A 22,874-nucleotide genomic window follows, 5' to 3' on the forward strand; every position below is an offset into this window, starting at 1 on the left:
AATGATAAAACTCTTGTGGTGCGGGCATCTTGCCCGCATAAGGTGTACCTCACTCAATCTGAACGTGCTGTATCAAAAAATTAGAATTTTTGGTGAGATTTGCGTCAGTCCTATGATTCCTTCTCGACTTTGGGGACAATATTAGGACGTTCTTTACTTTCCCAACCTGGGGGACGTTTGGAGTTGTACCAGGCAATTGAACCAATGGTGACAGCAGCGATAAAACCGACTACATACACCAAAGTGAAAGCTAAGGGAAAGTGATTTCCTGTTGCTTCGGCTGTAACTTGGAGCAATAAATAACTCATGAGGATATTCGCTTAATGTAGGTTACACTTCTTCATAAAGTATAAACTGAGCGGATCACCTACATCTGCCCCAGGAAAAATCTTTCCTGTATTCAAAGACATAATATTAATTTTCTGGTGAAGAATTGGGTTTAAGTCTTTCTCTCCAGGAAGGTTGTGGTGGTGAAGATTCTCCAGAATTACTCTCTGTTGAGGAAGATGAATTTTCAGAGCGTGATTTTTTGCTGCGATATCGTCTTTCTCGGCGAGAGGAGGCAAATGTGTTATCTTGGGACTGAGAATAGCGTCGTCTGCGTCTGGGGGTGTTTTCTGTTGTATTTTCTTCCTGAGAATAGCGTCGTCTGCGTCTCCTTCTTGTTGATGAATTAGAATTTTCAGTATTATCCCGATCTGATTTTTGATTATTATCATTAATCACTCTACGGATAACTTTTTGAGGTTTGATAGGTTCAGCTTTAATACTACCTTTGCGGTTTTCTAGTTTGGGCAGGGTGGGAAACTTTTCTACAGGCATTCCCTCTACTGCTTTTTTCATAAATTCATGCCAGGCATAAGCGGCGCTACCACTACTACCATAGGTGGGGGTATTATCATCATTGCCTAACCATACTCCAGTGACAACTTGGGGAATATAACCAATAAACCATAAATCACGGGCTTCATCGGAAGTTCCTGTTTTTCCGGCCACTTGTCTATCATCTAATTGAGCCGCTGCCCCAGTTCCCTCCCTGACGACATTTCGTAACATCCAAGTCATAATGGTGCTACTATCAGTGTCTAAAACTTGCTTAGGTTCATATTTGGCGGACCAGATGACATTACCTTCGCGGTTGAGGATGCGACGAATCCCATGGGCTTCTGTATAATTTCCTTGGGTAGCAAATGTACCATAAGCATTAGTTAGTTCTAATAGGTTGACTTCATTAGAACCAAGAGCTAAAGAATAGGTAGGTTTTAGTTCTGATTTAATTCCCATATCATGGGCTAGTTTAATGGTTGGTTGAAAACCCGCATCTATTAATACTTTAACGGCTATTGTATTTACGGATTTGGTGAGAGCATCCCTCATATTCAACCAGCCGGAGAAGTTGTCGTGGTAGTTTTTTGGTTCATAACCATCTATTGATAAAGGTTCATCTAAATAGCTATCATAAGGGTTTTTACCAGTTGCGATCGCTGTAGCATAGACAAATCCTTTAAAGGTTGATCCTGGTTGTCTTTGTGCCTGAGTAACGCGATTAAATTGGTTTTTACTGAAGTCTTTTCCTCCCACCATGGCCTGAATTTCCCCATTTCGAGGATCTATGGCCACCAGAGCCGCTTCTTTGAAATTTTGCCACCGTCCTTCATTTTTCAAGATTTTTGTGACTGCGGCTTCTGCGGCTTTTTGCCAAGTTGGGTTTAAACTAGTTTCTACCACCAAACCACCATTAGCTAAGATATCAGGGGAAAGGTGCTTTGGTAATTCTTTTTGAATATAGCTAGTAAAGTAGGGGGAATCTACCTGCCACCGTTTGGGTAAGTTGCTGTTAACTATTAATGGTTCTTGAATAGCGGCTTGTTTTTGTATTGGTGTAATTATGCCATCTTCTGCCATCCGCGCCAACACCAAATTTCGCCGTTCTGTGGCTGCTTTTAGGTTTTTGTCTGGTGCATAGAGGTTAGGTGCAGGAGCTAAACCAGCCAAGGTGGCCATTTCTGATAAGGTAAGTTGATCTATGGATTTACTAAAGTATACCCAAGCTGCATCGCCCACACCATAAGCACCAGAGCCTAAATATACAAGATTTAGATAACGTTCGAGAATCTGATCTTTTGTTAATTGCTGCTCTATTTTTTGGGCTAACCGGATTTCTTTCAGTTTACGCCAGAAGGTTTTTTCTTGTTTGAGGAAGAGAATGCGGGCTACCTGTTGGGTAATGGTACTACCACCTTCTACCACATCTTGCGATCGCAAATTATTAATCACCGCTCTCGTAATCCCTTGGATATCAACTCCGTTGTGTTGATTAAATCTTCGGTCTTCTGAAGCAATAAAGGCCTTTTTGAGATTATCTGGTATTTGTTCTAGTTGTAACTGTTCTCTAGTTGCTTCACCTTGCTGTTGTAACACAGTACCATCAGCAGCTTTAATAGTCAGTGTTTGCTCTCGCACTACTGCTTTGAGTGCGGAATGATTTGGTAAGTTTTTATCTATTTCTAAGATTATGTAATGGAAAGCAATCATTCCACCACCTACACCTAAACCGGCCCAAAACCAAAAACGACGATAAAATGGTTTATCGCTACTCAAGATTCTAGATGATAGGGTTCTCACCTGGTTTAATAATTGCTTTGCCTTCACCTGCATTTTTGGTAGTAAGTTTTCATTGGCTGTAGTTAACAGCAATATTTCTTATTTATTTTATCACAGTTGGAGCTATTGTTTAGTAACATGAGTTATTTGATCTTTTTTTCGGCGATTTTTCTGAAATCACCTGCTTTGAGAAATTTAATCGGACGATAGGGATTATCTACAAGTATATAAATTTACATAGATCAGGGAATAAACAACCACTCTAGGGACAGAGGTTACGCAGAGACAGAGGTTTTGGGAGGTATATTTTGTCTAAATCCTGGTATTTACTGTTTCTCTTTTTCAAAATCCTCTGAGTCAGGATATTTTAAATAATTATTTAAGATAATTTAAGATAATTTAAAAATTTTATTTGACAAAACTTTAATTTTTTCTTTATAGTTACTCCTAACTATTGAAAATATGGATAAAATCAGACTCAAGAGGGATGTATGAGTGATAAAAGTAGTTTTTTTTACCTATAAAATGCTAATTGTAATACTACAAATCAAAATCAAAAAATATATATTATTCACATCTAGCACAGTAGGAAACATCAAGGTAGAAAGAAGCTAAAGGTAAAAGGTAAATTTACTTCTTTTCACCCTCTAAATATTTCATCTTGATGTTTCTCTTTTTTTCAATTTCCCATTTCTAAATTAGATATAATTTAAACAAATTATTCCCGCGCTCCAGCTTCTCTTAATATTTTGCTAATACCCCGATAATTATTAAATTCTGCAATCATTAAAGCTGTATAACCACCCTGATTTTTTAAATTTACATCTGCACCAAATTGTATTAATATATCCACAGCTTGACTATAACCTTCAGCTACAGCCCACATTAAAGCCGTTGCTCCCGAAGAGTTTTGTAAGTTGACATTTGCTCCTTTTGCTAGTAATAATTGAAATATTTCGGGATAATTTGCAGTTATGGCTTTAACTAAAGCGGTTTTACCATCATCTGCTAATTTGTTAATATCCGCACCATAATCAAGTAATAATTTCACTGTGGGGAAATGTCCTTGAGACGCTGCTAATGTCAGCGCAACTTCTCCAAAATTTTTCTTTTCCATATCTGCACCAGCAGCCAGCAAAACTGCTACTATATCAGTATATCCCTGGAATGCGGCTATTAGTAAAGGTGTATCTCCCAAATGATTTCTAATTTGCACATCTGCCCCTCTTTGTAGTAATATCTTGACTACATCAATATATTCTTCGACAACGGCTAAATGTAACGCTGTTTCCCCTTCTTGATCTTGTTGATTAATTTCTGCACCTGCATCTAATAAGGCAGTTATAATATCGGTATTTCCTGTTGCTGTAGCTGCTAATAATGCTGTTTGATGATCAACATTTTTGATATTAACATCAGCCCCAAATGATATCAGTGCTTGTACTATTTCTAAGTAGTCTAAATCTGCGGCAATCATTAATACTGTCTCACCTGCGCGATCTTGACTATTGACAATGTTATTATTTTGTGTTAACACTTTGACCATGGCTGGATGTTTGTGTTTAACTGCGAGTTTTAACGCAGTATCATTATCTTTATCGTTAATTTTTACATCAGCACCCGCACTTAATAAGATTTGTCCAATTTCAACATAACCCTTTAATGATGCTATCATTAATGCTGTACTACCATCTTCATTAATAGCATTAACATTTGCTCCTTTAGAGATTAGTAGCTTAACAACATCTATGTGATTAGCACTAGCAGCTAACATTAATGCTGTTAAGTGATAGGTTTTTCTGAAAAAGTTAATATTAGCACCAGCATCTAAGAGCGATCGCACAATTTCCGTATAACCTAAATTCGCAGCTAACATCAATACCGTATTTCCATGGTTATCGGTTGTATCCACATTTGCCCCATAAGCCAGCAGCGCGGACACTTCTTTGATATTTCCACTTTTCACGGCCTTCAGTAATGTGGTATCTTTATTTTCTGTCATTCGTTATATCCTATTTTATCAGATGTATGTCAATTGTGTTTCACGATCTAGACGCAAAAACGCACAGGGTAAGGGTTTAGGAGCTAGAATGTTTCACTTTCATATCCTAATTCAGTAATGCGGGAAAATTGCTGAGTCAAGAAAATAAATATCTGTTAAATATGCTAAGTTTTATGAAGATTTAATAAAGGAAAGTAAAAAATATGGCTCTTGAATTGACTCCAACAATAAAATTTTGGCTGAATTTTGCTCACCCAGCTATCATGTGGGTACTATTAGCACTTTCCCTCTATGCTGCATATTTAGGGTTGCAAGTACAGCGTACCAGAAATGCTCAAGGTGAAGAAAAGAAAGAGCTAGTTAAAGGACGATATACTATCAAACACCACCAAATAGGTTCTATCATCTTAGGTTTGATGGTAGCAGGTTCTATTGGTGGTATGGCTGTTACTTACATTAATAATGGTAAATTATTTGTCGGACCTCATCTCCTAGCTGGATTAAGTATGACAGGTTTAATTGCTTTTTCTGCATCTTTGTCTCCTTTTATGCAAAAAGGAGCAAATTGGGCTAGGATGACGCATATATTGTTAAATTTCGCTATTTTAGGACTTTTCGCATGGCAAGCTTTCTCTGGTATCGAAATTATCCAGAGAATTTTAACTAATGCTTAGATTATCATTAGTCATTAGTCATTAGTAATGGGTAATGGGTAATGGGTAATGGGTAATTGGTAATTGACTGATTTTCATTACACCATTTCCTATTCCACTACGGTCAAATTCCTGATTCCTGTACCTAAGTGAGATGGAAAGCGCTATATTACTTGTGTTTGCTTAGTGGAAAGGAAATATTTAAAGATTGATAAAAGTCTTTTTTTACCTTGTGTGTGAGACGACGGGAAATTTGATGAACAATTTGATTGAGAATGCGATCGCCTGTAGACTGAATTAAAGTATGAGGTAATCGCTGAATAAATTTGGGAAAGTGTAACTCAACTACCAAATCTAATTCCCATTGGACCCGTGTAATCCCATCCACACCACCTATTAACCGTGTTAATGATTTATAATCTACCTCATAACCAGGAGCTTGATAATCAGGTAAAGGAATAGTCCGAATGTGGTATTCTCGATCTTGAGAGGCTGATAACTCTAAACCAATTTTTGGTTCTACATCATAACCAAAAGCACCAAATTTACCCACAACTAAAGCATAACTATTTTCACTCAAAGCCTTTACCTTCATAGGTTCTGCACAACGGCTAAACCATGAAGCATGATTGTTAAAATACGCCTCTACCTGCTCCAGGCTTGCATATATTTCCATACAATTTTGATAACTCCCATAAAATCTAGTTTGACTTATGTTCTCTTGTGTTAATAAATTATCATTAGCTGCTACGCTTCCGTTAATGCTTGAAGTAGACTCTTGTACTTCCAAAGATTGATATTCCCTGTTGTTTGTCACCATAAATTTAAATTTGTTTTTTGTATATCTTCAAGTTTGTTTATTTTTCTATATTAATGATTTTCAAAATAGCTAATGCTATCTTAGCTTACTGAAAGTTTGTCAAATGTCTTTAATTAAAAGGAGTGAAATTCTGAAAAGCTTTGAACTAAAAGGTGTAGAAAAACTCATTGCTCCCCTAGCGTCACTTTTGGGATTTGTGTACTTGTTTCAGTGGTATATTTATGGGGATATTCAATTATCCCCTGAACCTGTATTTACGAGACAACAGCCTCCCCTAGTTATGCGCGGTGGAGATCCTTATATCCGAGCATTAATGCGAACTATTTCTGCCAGTGAGGCTAATAGTAACCGTCCCTACTCTATCCTATATGGTGGTGAACAAGTTCATGATCTGAGTCGTCACCCGGAAAAATGTGTGACTATCGTTACTGGACCAAATACGGGTAACTGTTCCACTGCTGCTGGTCGCTATCAAATTATTAACACAACTTGGCATCAAATTGCCCCCCGCTATCACCCAAAACCTCAACATAAGATATTTTGGACTAATTATAGTTTTGAAGCAGAGTATCAAGATACGGTAGTTTACCGTTGGTTAAATGACTCACGAGTTTGGGGTGTGGATATTCCCGCACTATTACGTCAGCAAAAAATAAATGATGTTTTCCGAAAACTTTCCCCGACTTGGACAAGTTTAGGATATGGTATAGAAACTAATTCTGTTAGTCGTTCTCTACCTAATATCTATCAGCAAGTCTTAAAAGAAGAACTACAGCAAAATTGAATCAAGGAACAGTCAAGGCCTTTGTGTCTTTCTACTCAAAACATTAAATTAATCTATAACAACTTTGCTTTTCGCTTTGACGGAGATAGGTGTAATAACTTTGGTATTAATTGGTTTTAGCAATTGTAAACCATTTAAATTCTGTAAACAGTCTAAAGCTGCTTCCCGAATTATTACCTCTTGTTCTTGACTGAGGAAAATTTGCAAGCATTTTATTACATCTTGTTGCAATGCTGTGTCAAATCGCTGACGGGAAATAAACTTATTCAGCTTACTTACAGCAAGTAAACGTTTTAAAGGATCTGTTTCTGTTAAATCGCTTAACAACTTATCAAGATAATCTTGTTGTTGACTTCCCTGAAAACTAAATATTTGCCACACCAACAAAATTAAAGTCAATAATGTACCTATACCCTGAATAATAGCACCAGCAGCCAACCAAGGACTAGGGGAATCAACCCAAATTGCTGAAGCCATGTAAGTAATTACAGTTGCAACCCCACCACTAGCGATAGAATAAGCGAAACGAATGTTAGGACTACTAATTAACCTGCGTATTTCTAACCAGTGTAATTGCCAATTAAATTTCGGTATTAAGTAAGTAAATACCATCACACTAATACCAACAATCAACGCTAAGAATAGTTGCCAATTCCATAACAGAATAGCCACAATTATTGTTAATAAACCCAGGAAAAAACCAGGTTCAGAGAAATGTTTAAAAATGCGCCCTTCTCTGCTTCCTGTCTTGATTTCCGAAATTTGGTTGATGAATTGTCTCCAAGAAAAAGAAGCCTGTATCACAGTATTTACCCACTCGATCATAAATGGTTTTTATACATTGTTAAATCCCAGAGAGAGAAATGAACAATTAACAGCTTAAAGCTGGTACGAAACATAGTTAATATACTGCCATTTTGGCAAGCCGTTTTTTGCTAAATTTTTAGTAAGGAAGAGGATAAAATTAGGGAAATTTCACCTCTAACCATAATCTTATTTATCTTGTAACCGAATATCAATTACAGACGCATTGAAATTATAGTTAAAACCTTCTAATTCAAAGGTCATACCGATTTTCACCTTGTTATTACCTAGAACAGGTCCATCCTTAGTGACTGTGGCTTTGTCTTGTAAAGTTAAGATAAAATCCGTGCTAAAATTATTCTTGCGAGGATCTGGTAATTCCTTCACAGAACCATCTGGTTGGGGAATAGTAAGCATTCTATCTAACTCTTTAATAGATTTAATTCCAATTTGACCATAGGGTTGATTGCGGATAATCACATTAGTTTTACCACCATTTGTGAATCCTTGTTTAAATAATTGTTCAGGGTCACGAACATTAAGGCCACGTACCACTAAATCTACCTCAATTGGTACTGTTTTCGCACCCACTTGAGCCACAGAACCGGAAGTACCAGGAAAAATAAAAATACCTACTACTACCAGCAAAATTACTAGTGCAGCACCTAAGTCTAAGAGATTGATTTTACCAAACAAGCGACCTTTGGAATCTAAAATAGCCATAACCAGTTTTGGATAAATTTTGGATAAGTTTTGGGTAAATTTCAGTTAAGTTTTCAGCTAGGTAATTGATTGTACTAAGACTAAGAAGTTTTTTGCAAATGATCCACAATCTTGATCACTGAATCGCAATTGATATAGTCATCCGGTTTGATTCCGTGAATTTACTTGTGTGGTCAGGTAACAGGTAATAGGTAACAGGGAACCCAGGAAGAAAGACAGAATTGATACCTACTGAGTTTTGTATGGCTACGCCACGCAAGCTATCAAAAATCAAATATTATTCCTATAGCAGATAAGTGTTATAGTTATGGAATAGTTTAGCATGATTGTAAGTAGGTGAACGGAAAACAACCGAAATATATAACAAAAAGTAAAGTTTCCCAAAACCTGTTCTGTGTTCTCTGTTCCCTAAGTGGAAAATGCAACTTAGTAATCGAAAAATTCGTCCTTCTGATTTTAAGTTCTCGTACAAATCTCATGTGACTAGATTATGATTAACTGGCAAGGATTTCGGATAAACTATCGTTTATGGCAACGACGCTGTTTATATCCGTTAATTTCTGTAATTGTGGGTTTGTCTGTGTGTTTAAGTACACCCTTACCAAGTAAAGCTATAGATTTATTACCGCTTTTATTTCAAGGGGTACAGATACTTAATTTATCTAATATATCTGATCGTCAGGAAGTTAATCTCGGTCAGCAGATGAATCAGCAATTACAGCAAGAAGTCAAAATCTCTGATAACTCAGAATTAAATGACTATATTAACGAAGTAGGTAGACGGTTAGCGGCTAATAGCGATCGCCCAAATATCCCTTATACTTTTCAAGTAGTCGAAGATGCTGCTGTTAATGCTTTTGCGACTACTGGTGGTTTTATTTATGTGAATACAGGTTTATTAAAAGCCGCAGATAATGAAGCAGAATTAGCTAGTGTGTTAGCACATGAAATGGGTCATATTGAGGGTAAACATTTAATTAAACAAATCCGACAACAAGCTATTACCACTGGTGTTGCTACCATAGCAGGTTTAGATAAAAATAAAGCCGTAGGTATTGGTGTACAACTGGCATTAAATCTTCCCCGAAGTCGCAAGGACGAATTTGATGCTGATAAAAGAGGACTAGCGAACATCACCCGCACTGGTTATGCTCAATCAGCTATGATTTCTTTTATGAAAAAGTTACAGAGTAGTAGTTCTGTACCTGCATTTTTAAGTACGCACCCAGCCGCGAGTGAGCGAGTTATTTCTCTTCAGCGTCAGATTAATAATCAACCAACTAATCAAAATAACGGTTTGGATAATTTAGCCTATCAATCTAAAATTAGAGCATTTTTGCAGTAATTAGGCTTTTTACCTATGACGACGGCTACCTACTAATTCCTTTGGTTCAATTTTTGTAATTACCTCTTCCCATGGTAGAATGCGTACTGCGTGACTAAACACATTAGCCTGATAAACCAAATGATTTGTGATATCTAGTCCAGTTAACCAACCACTACGAGGATGATAAGCGCCAGTATCAATATCTATCCAACCCTGTCCCTGGGCTAAATTACCAGGAATAACACCGGGTAAGGTAAAAGTTATGGTATGACCAGCCACAATTGTTTTATCTGGGAAATATGGTTGAGTCATGCTGTGAAACTCTCCCCTTATCCAACATAGTTCATTAGGTGTTTGTTCTGTCACAGTTTTGTGAGGATCAACACCTGCATGAGTTAACCAAAAATCTCCCAAATCCAGATATGTGGGTAAACTTTCAAACCAATCTATATCTGCTTGGGGAATTTTCCCAGAGCGATAACTAGCAACTGTCGCCTGTCCTCCATTATATAACCATCCTTGCATACTGGCTGACCGAGTATTCTTACCAGTCATTATCTCTAATAACATCTGCTCATGATTACCTAGTAAACAAGGGTAGTCATTTTCTTTAACAAACTCTACTACTTCTGCACTTTGCGGACCACGATCAATTAAATCTCCTAAAAAATATATTTGATCCGCTGATGCGGGTTCTATTTGCTTCAGTAGTAACATCAAACCTTGATAGTGTCCATGTATATCCCCGATAATAACCCTACGCTGAGTAATTTCGCTCATCTGTTGCTAGCCTAAATAAATTAACTGGTTATTTTGACTACATTCTTGTTTGTTTAGTTTCCCAGACTTTCTTGCTGCAATAACCATAAACCAGTGTAAGTCATTCCCGAATCATCTGGTTGTACTAACAAAAAATGTAAGCCCTGACTTAGCTGTTTACGTTCTTCATATAACTTCCCCGCAGCAGTAACTTCCTCATCTGCAAAAGTCGCTAAAATCCATCTATCTGCTAAACTAGCTTCTAAAATCAAACCATCAGGTGTACCATTCACATAGTTTAATGACACAGGATTGCTTTTGTGCAACCACCGTGCTAAACTCATGGATTGTCTTCCACCATAGATAATCACACCAGGTATAGGAACTGTAGAAGCCAACCCTAGATTTATCGGGTTGAGAAATTCTGGTATTTGTAAAATAGGAATTGGCCGTTCTTTAAACTCATCTACAATATCACTAGCGAGAATGGTCGCTAAACGCCATTCTTCCCCCCAGAGATTTTCTGGTAATGGTACTGGAGGTGGTTTATCCACAATGACAGGATATTGTTTTAATGCTAACCACTGTTTTAAAGCCAAAGTTCTCCGAGTCGCTTCAACCTTGATACCTAAGTTATTGCCCGCAGTTTCTATTAAACTTAAAGACTGAGGACGAAATACTTGAATGATATCTGGTAGATTTTCCCTAGCTGCTAATTGTAATTGTTGAGTCACCCAAGTAGAATTAGCTTGTGATTGGGGACAACTCGCTACATACTCAAAACTACGAGTTTGATCACAAACTAATAATTCCCATAGTATCTGCCCTTCAATACTTTGTAGCGGACTACGATAAAAATCAGCCTGCCAAATCGAACCCATTTTTTAACCCATCCAACTTAAACCAATCAAAGAAGAATTTATCAAGTTTAGTTTAAACCTGAACTAAATTTTTGGCTAATTCTATAGCTGCTTCTACTGTAGAAATTTTCCCCTCAGCTTGAGCAACACCAACTTCCATTAATAATTCCCCTACCAATGGTGAAGCGGGAATTTTTAACTCTGTCATAATTTCTTTACCAGTGAGTAAAGGAATAGGATGTGCAACCGCGTCATTCGGGTTAAGATAACGTTTGATTAAAGGTTCATAAGTAACAAACATACTTTCTGCAAACGTACCTTGATCTATAATATCATTTGCCAAAGCTAATAACAACACTGCCGGAAATAAAATTCCCATTTCCCGAAAGAGAAAATATTGTTTCCGCAAAGACATATTTTCCGCTTTTATTTCTGAAAATAGTCTTAATGCGGTTGTTACCGCGCGAATTTCTGCCCGACTGTAGGTAAGTTTTTGTAATTCTATTTCAGCGGTTTCTGGGTTTGAATCAACAAGACAAGCAAGTTTAGCAATACTTAACCAAGAAGTCTTGACAGTATTACGGACATATTTGGTTAATTCTCGGCCTAATCTCTGCCAGTTTTGACTAATTAAATCAGATGCTTGATCAATTGCATTTAATTTAATAAAACTTTTGTCAGTAGCATTTTTAAATAAATGGGTCAAAATACCATCTTTCCAAGCCGTATTTAACCACAATGTTCCTCGACCACTAGCTAATAAATAACCAATTTCTACCCGTACTCGTTCCGCTGCTACTTGGCTAATACTTGTTGCTAAACTGCGAATAGTATCTTGAGTAACTGGTTCAATAGTAAAATCCAGTTGAGCAGCTTGACGATAAGCCCGCATTAACCGCAAAGGATCATTTTGCAGATTGACAGGTGATATCATGCGTAAAATACCAGATTCTATGTCGTGAGAACCTGTAAGAGGATCAATAATTTCTTGTGTATGGGGATTAAAAGCGATCGCATTAATAGTAAAATCTCGCCTATATAAATCAGTAATGAGACTTTCCCCCTCCTGTTGAGCAAAATCAACCGTAGCTTCAGGAAACACGACACGCGCAATTTGTCTTTCAGGGTCAAGTAACACAAAACCAGCTTGATAACGTTGAGCAATCTTTTTTGCCACTTGCACCGCATTTAATGGGATAATGAAATCCAAATCCATATATTCCCGCATTCTACCCAAAATCCCATCACGAACCGCACCACCGACCATATAAACGGGTTGTGGCAGATATTCCAGACTAAAAGGCCAATTTTCAGGAGATAGACGAGAAGCAACTAATTCGGATATTGTCATCAAAATCAACCCAATAACTAATGCTGATTATTTTGGCATGAGCTATATTAACTATAAAGGTTTTGAGAGTTGGTTCTAATATGTGTATTTGCGTGAATTGCCACTATGTAGACCGCTGTGTTACTTACAACGCCGTAGAAACCCAGCACCAACAGTTACACTTAACAGAAACACCAGATTTTGATCCTCACGAACCCACCATTAATGTTAATATTCGCACGCAAGGCGAGATAATTGAAATGGAATGGGATGTTGTTGGTTGTCTGAGTTTCCAACCCGAAATAGGTAAATGGTCTAAATTACGTCCTGGTGAGTTAGTCCCCACTTAGGTGTTTCCAGGGTTGGACTTTGGTGAATTAAAGCATGATTTTTTCTCACGCAGAGGCGCGGAGAGTAAGAGTTTGGTAAAGGAGGAAACAATTTAAAATGTCCCTCCCTAGTTATGACGCAAATACTACTATTTTAGACTTATTTAGACTTCAACAGCTAGTTTTGCTTCTTTAGCTGTTAAGCGTTCATAAGTAGCACGCATTTTCAAACCTGTCAATACTTGGAATAAACCAGTACCATTGTTAGAACCGGGGTATTCACGGTGTTGCACTAATAAGTGAGTCATCTCACCTTGATACTTGGTTGAGGTTTTGCTTAGATGGGTTTCAATGTAAATTACTTCATCGAGGTTGTCAAATTGACCGTCTACTTCTAAAACTGAGACGTAACGACCATAGTAAACATCAAAACCATAGTACAGTTGCATACCTGGGTAAGAACAGGTTAGTTTGCGTCCGCAAGGAGTCCACTGAATTGTTGAACCTTCGTCAAATAGGTAACTTGGTTCAAAGCCCTCTTTTCCTTCCCGTTGTAACATCCGTACCCGTAAAACCTTACGTTCTGTATCGTTTTTAATCAAGTTTGTGGGTAATACTTGTAGAACTACGTCCGCAAATTCTCTTTGTGGTTCGATAAATTTCTCAAAATCAGGTTTCCGAGAATTGATTTGTGCGAGAACATCTTCGTAGCGGTGGCCTCTCTCGGCCATATCCCGTTGAATTTTCCAGGCGATTTTGACTTCATCACTGATATCAAAATAAACACTGAAATCCAATAGTTCTCTAACCCGTTCATCATATAAAGGATGCAGCCCTTCCACTACGATAACATGATTTGGCTTGACTATTTCTGGCGGGTCAATATTGCCAGTTTCGTGATTATAAATCGGTTTATTAATTGTTTGACCTTCTTTAAGAGCTTTAATTTGCTCATACATCAAGTCAAAATTGTTTGCTCTTGGGTCGAGGGCGGTTATGCCTGTTTGTTTACGCTGTTTCCGATCGAGGCAATGATAGTCATCTAAACAGATAACTGTCATAAATTCTTCACCAAATAAATCAATCAAGCGACGTAAAAACGTAGATTTACCGCATCCAGAGTCTCCCGCTACTCCAATTAATACCACACGTTCCGGCTTACTTGTCATAAATCCTCTCTAAATACTAAATGTCAATCAATAATTTTTCTCACAACAGATTTTGAATGCAGGAGCTTACACTCATGGTACACCCCTAGGTTCTGGCTATCCAGGATAACGATGACTTTCTTTCAACGGATAACGTGTAAGCTAATGGCAGTTACTCGTCTGAATGAGCCTAATTTTATCGCTGGTAAGTATTTAATCTTAGTGTTGCACTAGATTTTAACAGAAGGGAGTGTACTCGCACAAGATTTACCTTGAGAAAGAATCTAGTTCCCTTAGCAGTTGTCTAGCTAATATTTTGCCATAGATGATACAATTTTTTTTAAGCCTGAATCAGAAACAAAAAAAATCTCTATAAATTTATAATCATCAAGTATGTTAACACTGTCATGGTAGGATAGGATGAGTAGTTTTAGGGGAATATGCAGACAAAGTTATAATGTACGCCTTCGGGACATTCTAACAAAGGCAGGGGCTTGTCCTCATAGCCGGGGTTTTTGCAGTATCAAGATGCTGTAAAATGTTTTTTCATCAACCTAAAACTATATAGTTCGAGAAAAAAAGATTAAAGTGATTCACTATTAACATTCTCGCCCGGACTTATCCTCTAACTTAGAAGGTGAACAGGTGTGTTTTTTGCCATGCCTACCGGTCTTGGGCGAGTGTGAGCCGGCATCATAATTATGATGTCGTTTTCCCAGATGGGCAGTTTTGTGATCCGAAAATCCGGTAAACTAAAGCTCCTATAAGGATGGGAATGATTTTTTTGATAAACGGTTAAGTAAATATCGGAGTGGTAGAAGGAATGTACAATCAAGGTGCTGTTGAGGGTGCTGCCAATATAGAATCAGGTAGCCGCGTCTTCGTTTACGAAGTGATAGGTCTGCGTCAGAGTGAAAAAACTGATCAAACCAACTACCCAATTCGTGAAAGTGGCAGTGTATTCATCAGAGTACCTTACAACCGCATGAATCAAGAAATGCGACGGATCACTCGCTTAGGTGGTAAAATTGTTAGTATTCAACCTGTTACAGCTTTACAGCAAGTCAATCGCCAAGTTAAATTAGTAACGAATGATGTAGCAGTTGTTACATCTGAAGCTACTGCTAGTACAGAAGTCAAAGCTGAGGTGAATGCTAGTAACGAGGAACATGGTAAAGTCACACCTGTGATTAATCCTAGTGAGGCGAAAGGCTTTGCTAAATCATCGGCTAAGGAGAAAAAAGGCAACACCATGACTCAAGCAAAAGCAAAAAAAGATGCCCATGCTGACGTTCCTGTGAACATTTATCGTCCTAACGCTCCGTTTATTGGTAAGTGTATCTCTAATGAAACATTAGTTAAAGAGGGCGGAATCGGTATTGTTCAACACCTCAAATTTGATATATCTACTGGTGACTTAAGATATCTAGAGGGTCAAAGTATCGGTATTATCCCTCCTGGACTGGATAAAAACGGTAAGCCTGAAAAACTGAGACTTTACTCGATTGCTTCCACTCGTCACGGTGATAATCTAGATGACAAAACAATATCCTTGTGTGTTCGTCAGCTAGAGTACAAGCATCCCGAAACTGGTGAAACAGTTTATGGTGTTTGTTCTACCTATCTGACTAAAATAAAACCAGGTGATGATGTCAAAATCACAGGTCCTGTTGGTAAAGAAATGTTGTTACCTGAAGATCCAGAAGCTAATATAATCATGTTAGCAACAGGTACAGGTATTGCGCCTATGCGGACTTACTTGTGGCGGATGTTTAAGGACGCAGAAAGAAAAGCTAACCCAGAATATCAATTTAAAGGATTTTCCTGGTTGTTGTTTGGTGTACCAACATCTCCCAATATTCTTTATAAAGAAGAATTGGAAGCAATGCAGGAGAAATATCCTCAAAACTTCCGTCTCACCTATGCTATCAGCCGGGAACAAAATAACCCCCAAGGTGGTAGAATGTACATCCAAGACCGTGTAGCGGAACACGCTGATGAATTGTGGCAATTGATTAAAAATCCTAAAACCCACACTTATATCTGTGGTTTACGCGGTATGGAAGATGGCATTGATGCGGCTTTAAGCGCTGCGGCGGCCAAAGAAGGTGTAACCTGGAGTGATTACCAAAAAGACCTGAAAAAAGCTCACCGTTGGCACGTAGAAACATACTAATTTAGTCGTTGGTCATTGGTCATTGGTTATTAGTCATTGGTCATTGGACAATTAAAAGAAGATAATTAGTAGGTAGGGCTTATGCTCTGCCTACAATTGTTTTTTTATTCTCTAATAAAGTTAGTGTGGGTGCAAAATCTGTGACTGTTAAATTAGGAATACTCGGATTAGGTACAGTAGGAACGGGTACAGTACAACTGTTACAAGACAAGCTAGGCCGTCACCCACTGTTACAGGAAATTGAAATATATCGGGTGGGGGTGCGATCGCTCACTAAACCTCGTGTTGTAGAATTATCATCAGGTGTAATCACGACAGATTTAGAGGCTATTGTTAATGATCCAGCGGTGGATATAGTTGTAGAGTTAATGGGAGGATTAGAACCAGCCAGAACATTAATTCTCGCAGCTATTAACAATGGTAAGCACGTTGTCACTGCCAATAAAGCCGTAATTTCTCGATTTGGTGCGGAAATATTTACTGCTGCGAATCAAGCTGGTGTCTATGTCATGCTAGAAGCGGCCGTTGGTGGTGGTATTCCAGTGGTTCAACCTTTAAAACAGTCTTTAAGCGTTAACCGGATTAATGCTATCATGGGTATTGTCAATGGCACAACCAACTACATCCTCACCAGGATGCAAGCGGAAGGTAGTGATTTTAATGATGTTTTAGCAGATGCTCAGAGATTGGGTTATGCTGAAGCTGACCCCACTGCTGATGTTGATGGTTTAGATGCGGGAGATAAAATTGCTATTTTGGCATCTTTAGGGTTTGACGGACGAATTAATCGAGAAGATGTCCATTGTGAAGGAATTCGCCAAGTCACAAAAACAGATATTACCTATGCTGCTAAGTTAGGATTTGTGATTAAGTTATTAGGTATAGCCCAACACTTAGATACAGATAATTCCCAACTTTCAGTTAGGGTTCATCCTACTTTAGTACCGCAAAACCATCCTTTAGCTAGTATTAATGGTGTTTATAACGCCATTCTTGTGGAAGGAGAACCCATTGGCCCGGTGATGTTATTCGGTCCTGGTGCTGGTGCTGGTGCTACCGCGAGTGCTGTATCATCAGATATATTAAGTCTGGTAGCTAACCTCAAAACTAATACAAATAAACCAAATCCTCTCCTAGCTTGTAGACATCAATATTACTCTCAAATTACGCCAATTTCTGAGTTAGTGACGCGGTTTTATACCCGCTTTTTGAGTCAAGACCAAGCGGGAGTTATTGGGAAATTAGGGACTTGTTTTGGCAATTATGGGGTAAGTTTGGAGTCAGTTGTCCAAACTGGTTTTCAGGGAGAACTAGCGGAAATTGTGGTTGTCACCCATGATGTCCGGGAAGGGAACTTTAGACAAGCTTTAGCAGAAATTCAAGCTATGGAATCTATAGACAGTATTCCTAGTGTATTACGAGTGCTGTGAAAAAAAAACAGAAACTTGTATATCCCAACAAAGTAACAAACTAGTAGGGTGGGTTAGCACAGCGTAACCCACCGTTATCCGCTAAATTTAGGTTAGGTTTGATGTTGGGTTTTCTCAACCCAACCTACTACTAACACATCTTACTCTTAAATAATTTAAGATAGTTCTTCCTTATCAAGATAAGGATAACATTTCTAAAATCCTTTGTCAACACCAAAAATCAAATTTTTCGCGGTTTTTTTTGCGTTAATTGTTGCTTTGTGGGGTAATGTCAGAATCAGGATATCCAGGATTAAAGGATGTACAGGATGAGGAGGGGGATTTTACAGCAGTTTTCGACATTATGAAGTACAGATATTAATAATAAAACTCTTGTGGTGTGGGCATCTTGCCCGCACAAAGTGTACCTCACTCAAGCTGAACTTGCTGCCCATTTGTAGCGATCGCTATGCTATACACAAGTTCTCTACCAATGGTGCGTTACTAGTCGCTAACACACACTACTTTTAAATATTTCAAGATAGTTCTTCCTTATCAATATAAGCATAACATTTTTAAAATCCTTTGTCAAGATCAAAAAGCAAATTTTTCGCGGTTTTTTTGCGTCTTGTTGGCTGTTCCCCTGGCGTAGCAACTGTCACCTGTCACCTGTCACCTGTCACCTGTTCCCTGTCAAAAGATACCCGAATTATTAAAGAATCCGGGTATCTAAATTTGTCTAAATTTGTTAGTTAAGATTCAGAAGTTTTTTTACCGACAACTTGAGATTTGAGGGTAGTAATTTCACTAGATAACTCCTGTCTGCTGGAAGCTTTGAGTAAATAGCGATAGATAAACCACACAGAGTAACCAATACCAATTAATTCAAAGCTGGGCGCTACTAAAGGAATATCATTAAGAGCATCTAGTACGGCCAATAGTACCTTAACTGCGACTACAGATGTCACTACTAAACCAATACTAACTATAGGCTGTTGATATTGACCAAAGAACTTACCTACATAATCTGGTAATGTACCCAGAAAACCAGAAACTTGTTGTCCATATTTGAGCCATTGTTCTTGAGGCTGCATAGGCGGCTGAAGTTTGGTAAGATTTCCGGTTTGGGTGTTAATTTGGGGGGTAGTTGTTTCTTTGGACTGGGTTTCTTGGTATTCTGGTTCTTGCATTTTTATTTCCATGATTTTAATCGTTGAGTTTTTTACCTAGACATTTACAACCAAAAGGCTGTTAATTGACAATTCTTCCACTAATAAGCATGAGAAATCAGAGATTATTGGTTTATTTTATCAGAAAACGCCGTAATACCCCATCCCTCTACAGGGTGGGGATGTAAAGCGGGTAAAATTAAACACCCTCCAAGAGATATTAAGCGCAGCTTAATCGTGAGAGAGGGTAGTTTCATTTTTACCAATCTTAAAGATTGACTAACTCCTTAAAGTATATTATACTTAAAACAGGTCGAATTAGTAATAAAAAAAATGATTGTTTTTGAATTTAAAGCCAAAGGCACAAAGCAGCAATATCAAAAAATTGATGAAGCTATACGGATAACTCAGTTCATTCGTAATAAGTGCTTGCGCTTTTGGATGAACAATCAAAATGTTAAACCTTACGACCTAAATAAATACACTGCGGTCGTAGCTAATGAATTTGATTTTGCAGATAAATTAAACTCAATGGCTAGACAAGCAGCAGCCGAGAGAACAGCTTTTGCAATTAAAAGATTTTTTGATAATTGTCAAGCTAAAACTCCTGGAAAGAAAGGATATCCAAAGTTCCAAAAAAATAACCGTTCCATTGAATATAAAACATCAGGATGGAAACTATTAGAAGACCGAAAACACATTAACTTTACGGATAAATGTGGAATTGGTCAGCTAAAATTAATTGGAACTTGGGATTTACATTTTTACCAGATTAAGCAAATCAAAAGAATCAGAATAGTTAAACGTTCTGATGGATATTACGTTCAATTCTGTATAGATGCAGAACGGAATATTGATGTTAATCTAACTGGTAAAACTATTGGTTTAGATGTTGGTCTTAACAGTTTCTACACTGATTCTCAAGGGGATAAAATTGATAATCCAAGATATTTACGAAAGTCAGAAAAATCTTTAAAACGACTACAAAAAAAAGTTAGTCGTAAAAATAAAGGTTCTAATAATCGTAAAAGAGCTATTAACCGTCTTGGTAGAAAATATTTGCAAGTATCACGTCAACGTAAAGACTTTGCCGTTAAGACAGCATTGTGCGTAGTTAGATCTAACGATTTAGTGGCGTTTGAAAAACTGCAAGTGAAAAATATGGTTAAAAATAGCAAGTTAGCCAAGTCAATTAGTGATGCTGGTTGGTCATTGTTTACTCAATGGTTAGAATATTTTGGTAAAGTCTATGGTCGTGTAATTGTATCAGTTGCACCACAATACACTTCTCAAAACTGTTCTAGTTGTGGAGAAATCGTCAAGAAATCACTTTCAGTTAGAACTCATGTTTGTAAATGTGGGTGCATACTTGACCGTGACCACAATGCTGCAATTAACATTCTCACTAAAGCACTAAGACAAAGTGGCTATGATTTAAGTACCGTCGGGCGGACGGAAACTAATAACGCTTGTGGAGAGATGACCCTCTGCTCAGACTTGGTAACAAGTTTGGGTAAGGTTGCTCATTGAAACAAGAATCCCCGTCCCTCTATAGGTCAGGGAGCGTCAAACTCCTCATCGTCTTTATATTTTATGATAACAAGTATTGATTTCCTTAATCACCTCAATCCTAGTCAACGTCAAGCCGTAGAACACTATTGCGGACCATTGTTAGTAGTTGCTGGTGCTGGTTCGGGTAAAACCCGTGCGCTAACCTACCGTATTGCTAACTTGATTCTACAACACCGTGTTAATCCTGAAAATATCCTCGCGGTGACATTTACTAATAAAGCCGCAAGGGAAATGAAGGAAAGAATTCAAAGGATATTTGCTGAACAATTAGCGATAACAAAACATGATAAAAAGTTTGATTTACTAACGGAATATGAACAAACTTTGATTAAATCACAAGTTTACCGCACTACTATTAAAGATATGTGGTGTGGAACTTTTCATAGTTTGTTTTCTCGGATTCTCCGTTATGATATTGAGAAATATCAAGATGAAAAAGGGAGAAAATGGGAGAAGAATTTTTCTATTTTTGATGAATCTGATGTACAAAGTCTGATTAAAGAAATTGTGACTAAAGATTTAAATTTAGATAGTAAGAAATTTGAACCTAAGTCTGTGCGTTACGCTATTAGTAATGCGAAAAATCAGGGATTTTCCCCTAGAGAATTTGAAAGTGAACAGCCAAATTATCGCGGGAGGGTAATTGCTGACGTTTATAACCGCTATCAAGATAAACTGGCTCAAAATAATGCTTTAGATTTTGATGATTTGATTTTAATTCCTACTAGATTATTTCAACAAAATGAGCAGGTTTTAGGTTATTGGTATCGCAAATTCTGTCATATTTTAGTTGATGAATATCAAGATACTAACCGGACTCAATATGATTTAATTCAGCTTTTAGTTACCAATGGGGAAAAACGTAAAAGTGAATGGAAATGGGAAAATCGTTCTGTATTTGTTGTCGGAGATGCTGACCAGTCAATTTACAGTTTTAGAATGGCAGATTTTACGATTTTACTAGAATTTCAGGAGAATTTTGGCGATGGTTTAGCAGATGATGATACCCGTTCTATGGTAAAATTAGAAGAAAATTATCGTTCTTGTGAAAACATTCTCCAAGCTGCTAATGAATTAATTGAAAATAACACCCAACGCATTGATAAAATTCTCAAGGCCACAAGACAACCGGGGGAAGCAATTTGTTTTCATAAAGCTGAGGAAGAAATGGCCGAAGCAGCTTTTGTTATTGACCAAATTCGCAGTTTAGAAAATCAAAACCCGGAATTAAATTGGGGTGCTTTTGCAATTTTATATAGAACTAATGCTCAATCTCGACCTTTTGAAGAACTATTAGTTAAGTATCAAATTCCTTATACGGTTGTGGGAGGAATGAAGTTTTATGACCGGAAAGAAATTAAAGATGCTGTTGCATATTTAAGAGCTATTAATAATCCAGCGGATACTGTTAGCTTATTGCGAGTCATTAATACACCTCGTAGGGGAATTGGTAAAGCTACTATGGACGCTTTAGTCAATGCTTCCCAGCAATTAGGAATAACATTATGGGAAATAATTAGTGATGAAACATCAGTTAATACTTTAGCAGGACGTTCAGCAAAAGCTGTAAATAATTTTGCTGCAATGATTCAAAATCGTCAAGCACAAATCACAATTATTCCCGGTTCAGAGATATTACAAGGGATTTTAGAAGATTCTGGTTATATCAAAGAATTGCAAGACCAAGGTACAGACGAAGCTGATAACAGAATTAGCAACGTTAATGAATTATATAACGCCATGTTGCAATTTCAAGAGGAAAATGAAGGCGAAGATATTTCCTTACAAGCATTTTTACAAAGTGCTGCGCTCAGTTCCGATTTAGATAATTTAAAAGAGGGACAAACAGCAGTTTCTTTAATGACCTTACACGCTTCTAAGGGTTTGGAATTTCCCGTGGTCTTTCTAGTTGGATTAGAACAGGGATTATTTCCGGGTTATCGTTCATTACAAGATCCATCCTTATTAGAAGAAGAACGTAGATTGTGTTATGTAGGTATTACCCGCGCTCAAGAACGTCTATTTCTATCCCATGCTAGAGAACGCCGTTTATATGGTACTAGAGAACCGGCAATGCGATCGCAATTTTTAGACGAATTACCAGCAGAATTATTAACTACACAGAATAAACTTACCCGTATTTTAACCAAGACAACATCGGCAAATACTACTAAACAAAGCACTTCTCCAACTTGGCAAGTAGGTGATAAAGTATTACATAAAACTTTTGGTATTGGTAAGATTACTCATGTTTTTGGAGAAGGAAATAAAGTTTCCGTAGCGATTCAATTCGCTAGTTTAGGACAGAAAATTATAGACCCTAGAGTAGCACAGTTAGAGAAAGTCTAATAGCAAGAGTGAGCTTTCACCAAGAGAGGAAAAAGAAAAAAATTAAGAGTTTTGCA

Annotated in this window: 19 protein-coding genes; 8 read left to right on the plus strand and 11 right to left on the minus strand. The window is 37.6% G+C overall.

Annotation, left to right across the window (positions count from 1 at the left end; translation table 11 throughout):
- Nucleotides 1-110: 110 nt before the first annotated feature.
- The 3 genes from psb35 to ACIR131C_RS0107410 all read right to left on the minus strand — a co-directional run bounded on the left by psb35 (nucleotide 111) and on the right by ACIR131C_RS0107410 (nucleotide 4,606).
- A complete protein-coding gene (psb35, locus tag ACIR131C_RS0107400) occupies nucleotides 111-308 on the minus strand; it encodes a photosystem II assembly protein Psb35 (RefSeq protein ID WP_028083130.1) in 198 nt (65 codons plus the stop codon).
- A gap of 106 nt (nucleotides 309-414) precedes the next feature.
- Nucleotides 415-2,658, minus strand: a complete 2,244-nt coding sequence (locus ACIR131C_RS0107405) for a transglycosylase domain-containing protein (RefSeq protein WP_051347510.1) — start codon at nucleotides 2,656-2,658, stop codon at nucleotides 415-417.
- 664 nt (nucleotides 2,659-3,322) lie between these two features.
- Entirely contained in the window at nucleotides 3,323-4,606 is a 1,284-nt protein-coding gene (locus ACIR131C_RS0107410; RefSeq protein WP_028089682.1) for an ankyrin repeat domain-containing protein, read from the minus strand.
- A 203-nt stretch (nucleotides 4,607-4,809) separates the two neighbouring features.
- Here ACIR131C_RS0107410 and ACIR131C_RS0107415 point away from each other — a divergent pair, with 203 nt between their 5' ends.
- On the plus strand, nucleotides 4,810-5,280 hold the full coding sequence (locus ACIR131C_RS0107415; RefSeq protein WP_028089683.1) for a DUF4079 domain-containing protein: 471 nt from the start codon (nucleotides 4,810-4,812) through the stop codon (nucleotides 5,278-5,280).
- 148 nt (nucleotides 5,281-5,428) lie between these two features.
- Here the strand turns inward: ACIR131C_RS0107415 and ACIR131C_RS0107420 are convergent, their stop codons facing one another.
- Nucleotides 5,429-6,079: a DUF1997 domain-containing protein gene (locus tag ACIR131C_RS0107420; RefSeq protein WP_028089684.1), complete on the minus strand. Its 651-nt coding sequence runs from the start codon at nucleotides 6,077-6,079 to the stop codon at nucleotides 5,429-5,431.
- 103 nt (nucleotides 6,080-6,182) lie between these two features.
- On the opposite strand from ACIR131C_RS0107420, the gene ACIR131C_RS0107425 reads away from it, so the two are divergent.
- A complete protein-coding gene (locus ACIR131C_RS0107425) occupies nucleotides 6,183-6,863 on the plus strand; it encodes a glycoside hydrolase family 24 protein (protein WP_051347511.1) in 681 nt (226 codons plus the stop codon).
- A 48-nt stretch (nucleotides 6,864-6,911) separates the two neighbouring features.
- On the opposite strand, the gene ACIR131C_RS0107430 is transcribed toward ACIR131C_RS0107425, so the two are convergent.
- Together ACIR131C_RS0107430 and ACIR131C_RS0107435 are read right to left on the minus strand one after the other, a co-directional pair.
- The gene (locus tag ACIR131C_RS0107430; RefSeq protein ID WP_334310845.1) at nucleotides 6,912-7,688 is read right to left on the minus strand and encodes an armadillo-type fold-containing protein; all 777 of its coding nucleotides are present in this window, start codon (nucleotides 7,686-7,688) and stop codon (nucleotides 6,912-6,914) included.
- Nucleotides 7,689-7,856: 168 nt separating this feature from the next.
- Nucleotides 7,857-8,390, minus strand: coding sequence for a DUF4330 domain-containing protein (locus ACIR131C_RS0107435; RefSeq protein WP_028089687.1), 534 nt, complete (start codon nucleotides 8,388-8,390; stop codon nucleotides 7,857-7,859).
- Between the two features lie 490 nt (nucleotides 8,391-8,880).
- Here ACIR131C_RS0107435 and ACIR131C_RS0107440 point away from each other — a divergent pair, with 490 nt between their 5' ends.
- The gene (locus tag ACIR131C_RS0107440) at nucleotides 8,881-9,735 is read left to right on the plus strand and encodes a M48 family metallopeptidase (protein WP_028089688.1); all 855 of its coding nucleotides are present in this window, start codon (nucleotides 8,881-8,883) and stop codon (nucleotides 9,733-9,735) included.
- 9 nt (nucleotides 9,736-9,744) lie between these two features.
- Here ACIR131C_RS0107440 and ACIR131C_RS0107445 read toward each other — a convergent pair whose 3' ends face one another.
- Genes ACIR131C_RS0107445 through ACIR131C_RS0107455 form a run of 3 tightly spaced genes read right to left on the minus strand, consistent with a single transcriptional unit; the run spans nucleotide 9,745 to nucleotide 12,687 of the window.
- Nucleotides 9,745-10,497, minus strand: coding sequence for a metallophosphoesterase family protein (locus ACIR131C_RS0107445; RefSeq protein ID WP_028089689.1), 753 nt, complete (start codon nucleotides 10,495-10,497; stop codon nucleotides 9,745-9,747).
- A gap of 53 nt (nucleotides 10,498-10,550) precedes the next feature.
- Entirely contained in the window at nucleotides 10,551-11,357 is an 807-nt protein-coding gene (locus tag ACIR131C_RS0107450; RefSeq protein WP_028089690.1) for a Tab2/Atab2 family RNA-binding protein, read from the minus strand.
- Between the two features lie 52 nt (nucleotides 11,358-11,409).
- Complete coding sequence (locus tag ACIR131C_RS0107455; RefSeq protein WP_035371630.1) at nucleotides 11,410-12,687, minus strand: tRNA nucleotidyltransferase/poly(A) polymerase-related protein; 1,278 nt, start codon at nucleotides 12,685-12,687, stop codon at nucleotides 11,410-11,412.
- A gap of 80 nt (nucleotides 12,688-12,767) precedes the next feature.
- Between ACIR131C_RS0107455 and ACIR131C_RS0107460 the strand changes: the two genes are divergently transcribed.
- Nucleotides 12,768-13,016, plus strand: coding sequence for a Ycf34 family protein (locus ACIR131C_RS0107460; protein WP_028083119.1), 249 nt, complete (start codon nucleotides 12,768-12,770; stop codon nucleotides 13,014-13,016).
- 143 nt (nucleotides 13,017-13,159) lie between these two features.
- On the opposite strand, the gene ACIR131C_RS0107465 is transcribed toward ACIR131C_RS0107460, so the two are convergent.
- Nucleotides 13,160-14,164, minus strand: a complete 1,005-nt coding sequence (locus ACIR131C_RS0107465) for a phosphoribulokinase (RefSeq protein WP_028089692.1) — start codon at nucleotides 14,162-14,164, stop codon at nucleotides 13,160-13,162.
- A gap of 802 nt (nucleotides 14,165-14,966) precedes the next feature.
- Here ACIR131C_RS0107465 and petH point away from each other — a divergent pair.
- On the plus strand, nucleotides 14,967-16,319 hold the full coding sequence (gene petH / locus ACIR131C_RS0107470) for a ferredoxin--NADP reductase (RefSeq protein ID WP_028089693.1): 1,353 nt from the start codon (nucleotides 14,967-14,969) through the stop codon (nucleotides 16,317-16,319).
- A 140-nt stretch (nucleotides 16,320-16,459) separates the two neighbouring features.
- Nucleotides 16,460-17,749: a homoserine dehydrogenase gene (locus tag ACIR131C_RS0107475; protein WP_028089694.1), complete on the plus strand. Its 1,290-nt coding sequence runs from the start codon at nucleotides 16,460-16,462 to the stop codon at nucleotides 17,747-17,749.
- A 731-nt stretch (nucleotides 17,750-18,480) separates the two neighbouring features.
- Here ACIR131C_RS0107475 and ACIR131C_RS0107480 read toward each other — a convergent pair.
- Nucleotides 18,481-18,918: a CAAD domain-containing protein gene (locus tag ACIR131C_RS0107480; RefSeq protein WP_028089695.1), complete on the minus strand. Its 438-nt coding sequence runs from the start codon at nucleotides 18,916-18,918 to the stop codon at nucleotides 18,481-18,483.
- Nucleotides 18,919-19,230: 312 nt separating this feature from the next.
- Between ACIR131C_RS0107480 and ACIR131C_RS0107485 the strand changes: the two genes are divergently transcribed.
- Nucleotides 19,231-20,427: an RNA-guided endonuclease InsQ/TnpB family protein gene (locus tag ACIR131C_RS0107485; protein ID WP_028089696.1), complete on the plus strand. Its 1,197-nt coding sequence runs from the start codon at nucleotides 19,231-19,233 to the stop codon at nucleotides 20,425-20,427.
- Between the two features lie 63 nt (nucleotides 20,428-20,490).
- Nucleotides 20,491-22,818 carry a DNA helicase PcrA gene (gene pcrA / locus ACIR131C_RS0107490; RefSeq protein ID WP_028089697.1) on the plus strand — a complete coding sequence of 776 codons (2,328 nt, stop codon included), beginning with the start codon at nucleotides 20,491-20,493 and terminating at the stop codon, nucleotides 22,816-22,818.
- Nucleotides 22,819-22,874: the final 56 nt, after the last annotated feature.

It is taken from the genome of Dolichospermum circinale AWQC131C, from assembly GCF_000426905.1.
GTDB lineage: Bacteria > Cyanobacteriota > Cyanobacteriia > Cyanobacteriales > Nostocaceae > Dolichospermum > Dolichospermum circinale.

Bases quoted from the DNA above. Each gene is read 5' to 3' on its own strand.
- psb35 (WP_028083130.1), bottom strand. From the start codon at position 308: ATGAGTTATTTATTGCTCCAAGTTACAGCCGAAGCAACAGGAAATCAC.
- ACIR131C_RS0107405 (WP_051347510.1), bottom strand. From the start codon at position 2,658: ATGCAGGTGAAGGCAAAGCAATTATTAAACCAGGTGAGAACCCTATCA.
- ACIR131C_RS0107410 (WP_028089682.1), bottom strand. From the start codon at position 4,606: ATGACAGAAAATAAAGATACCACATTACTGAAGGCCGTGAAAAGTGGA.
- ACIR131C_RS0107415 (WP_028089683.1), top strand. From the start codon at position 4,810: ATGGCTCTTGAATTGACTCCAACAATAAAATTTTGGCTGAATTTTGCT.
- ACIR131C_RS0107420 (WP_028089684.1), bottom strand. From the start codon at position 6,079: ATGGTGACAAACAACAGGGAATATCAATCTTTGGAAGTACAAGAGTCT.
- ACIR131C_RS0107425 (WP_051347511.1), top strand. From the start codon at position 6,183: ATGTCTTTAATTAAAAGGAGTGAAATTCTGAAAAGCTTTGAACTAAAA.
- ACIR131C_RS0107430 (WP_334310845.1), bottom strand. From the start codon at position 7,688: ATGATCGAGTGGGTAAATACTGTGATACAGGCTTCTTTTTCTTGGAGA.
- ACIR131C_RS0107435 (WP_028089687.1), bottom strand. From the start codon at position 8,390: ATGGCTATTTTAGATTCCAAAGGTCGCTTGTTTGGTAAAATCAATCTC.
- ACIR131C_RS0107440 (WP_028089688.1), top strand. From the start codon at position 8,881: ATGATTAACTGGCAAGGATTTCGGATAAACTATCGTTTATGGCAACGA.
- ACIR131C_RS0107445 (WP_028089689.1), bottom strand. From the start codon at position 10,497: ATGAGCGAAATTACTCAGCGTAGGGTTATTATCGGGGATATACATGGA.
- ACIR131C_RS0107450 (WP_028089690.1), bottom strand. From the start codon at position 11,357: ATGGGTTCGATTTGGCAGGCTGATTTTTATCGTAGTCCGCTACAAAGT.
- ACIR131C_RS0107455 (WP_035371630.1), bottom strand. From the start codon at position 12,687: ATGACAATATCCGAATTAGTTGCTTCTCGTCTATCTCCTGAAAATTGG.
- ACIR131C_RS0107460 (WP_028083119.1), top strand. From the start codon at position 12,768: ATGTGTATTTGCGTGAATTGCCACTATGTAGACCGCTGTGTTACTTAC.
- ACIR131C_RS0107465 (WP_028089692.1), bottom strand. From the start codon at position 14,164: ATGACAAGTAAGCCGGAACGTGTGGTATTAATTGGAGTAGCGGGAGAC.
- petH (WP_028089693.1), top strand. From the start codon at position 14,967: ATGTACAATCAAGGTGCTGTTGAGGGTGCTGCCAATATAGAATCAGGT.
- ACIR131C_RS0107480 (WP_028089695.1), bottom strand. From the start codon at position 18,918: ATGCAAGAACCAGAATACCAAGAAACCCAGTCCAAAGAAACAACTACC.
- ACIR131C_RS0107485 (WP_028089696.1), top strand. From the start codon at position 19,231: ATGATTGTTTTTGAATTTAAAGCCAAAGGCACAAAGCAGCAATATCAA.
- pcrA (WP_028089697.1), top strand. From the start codon at position 20,491: ATGATAACAAGTATTGATTTCCTTAATCACCTCAATCCTAGTCAACGT.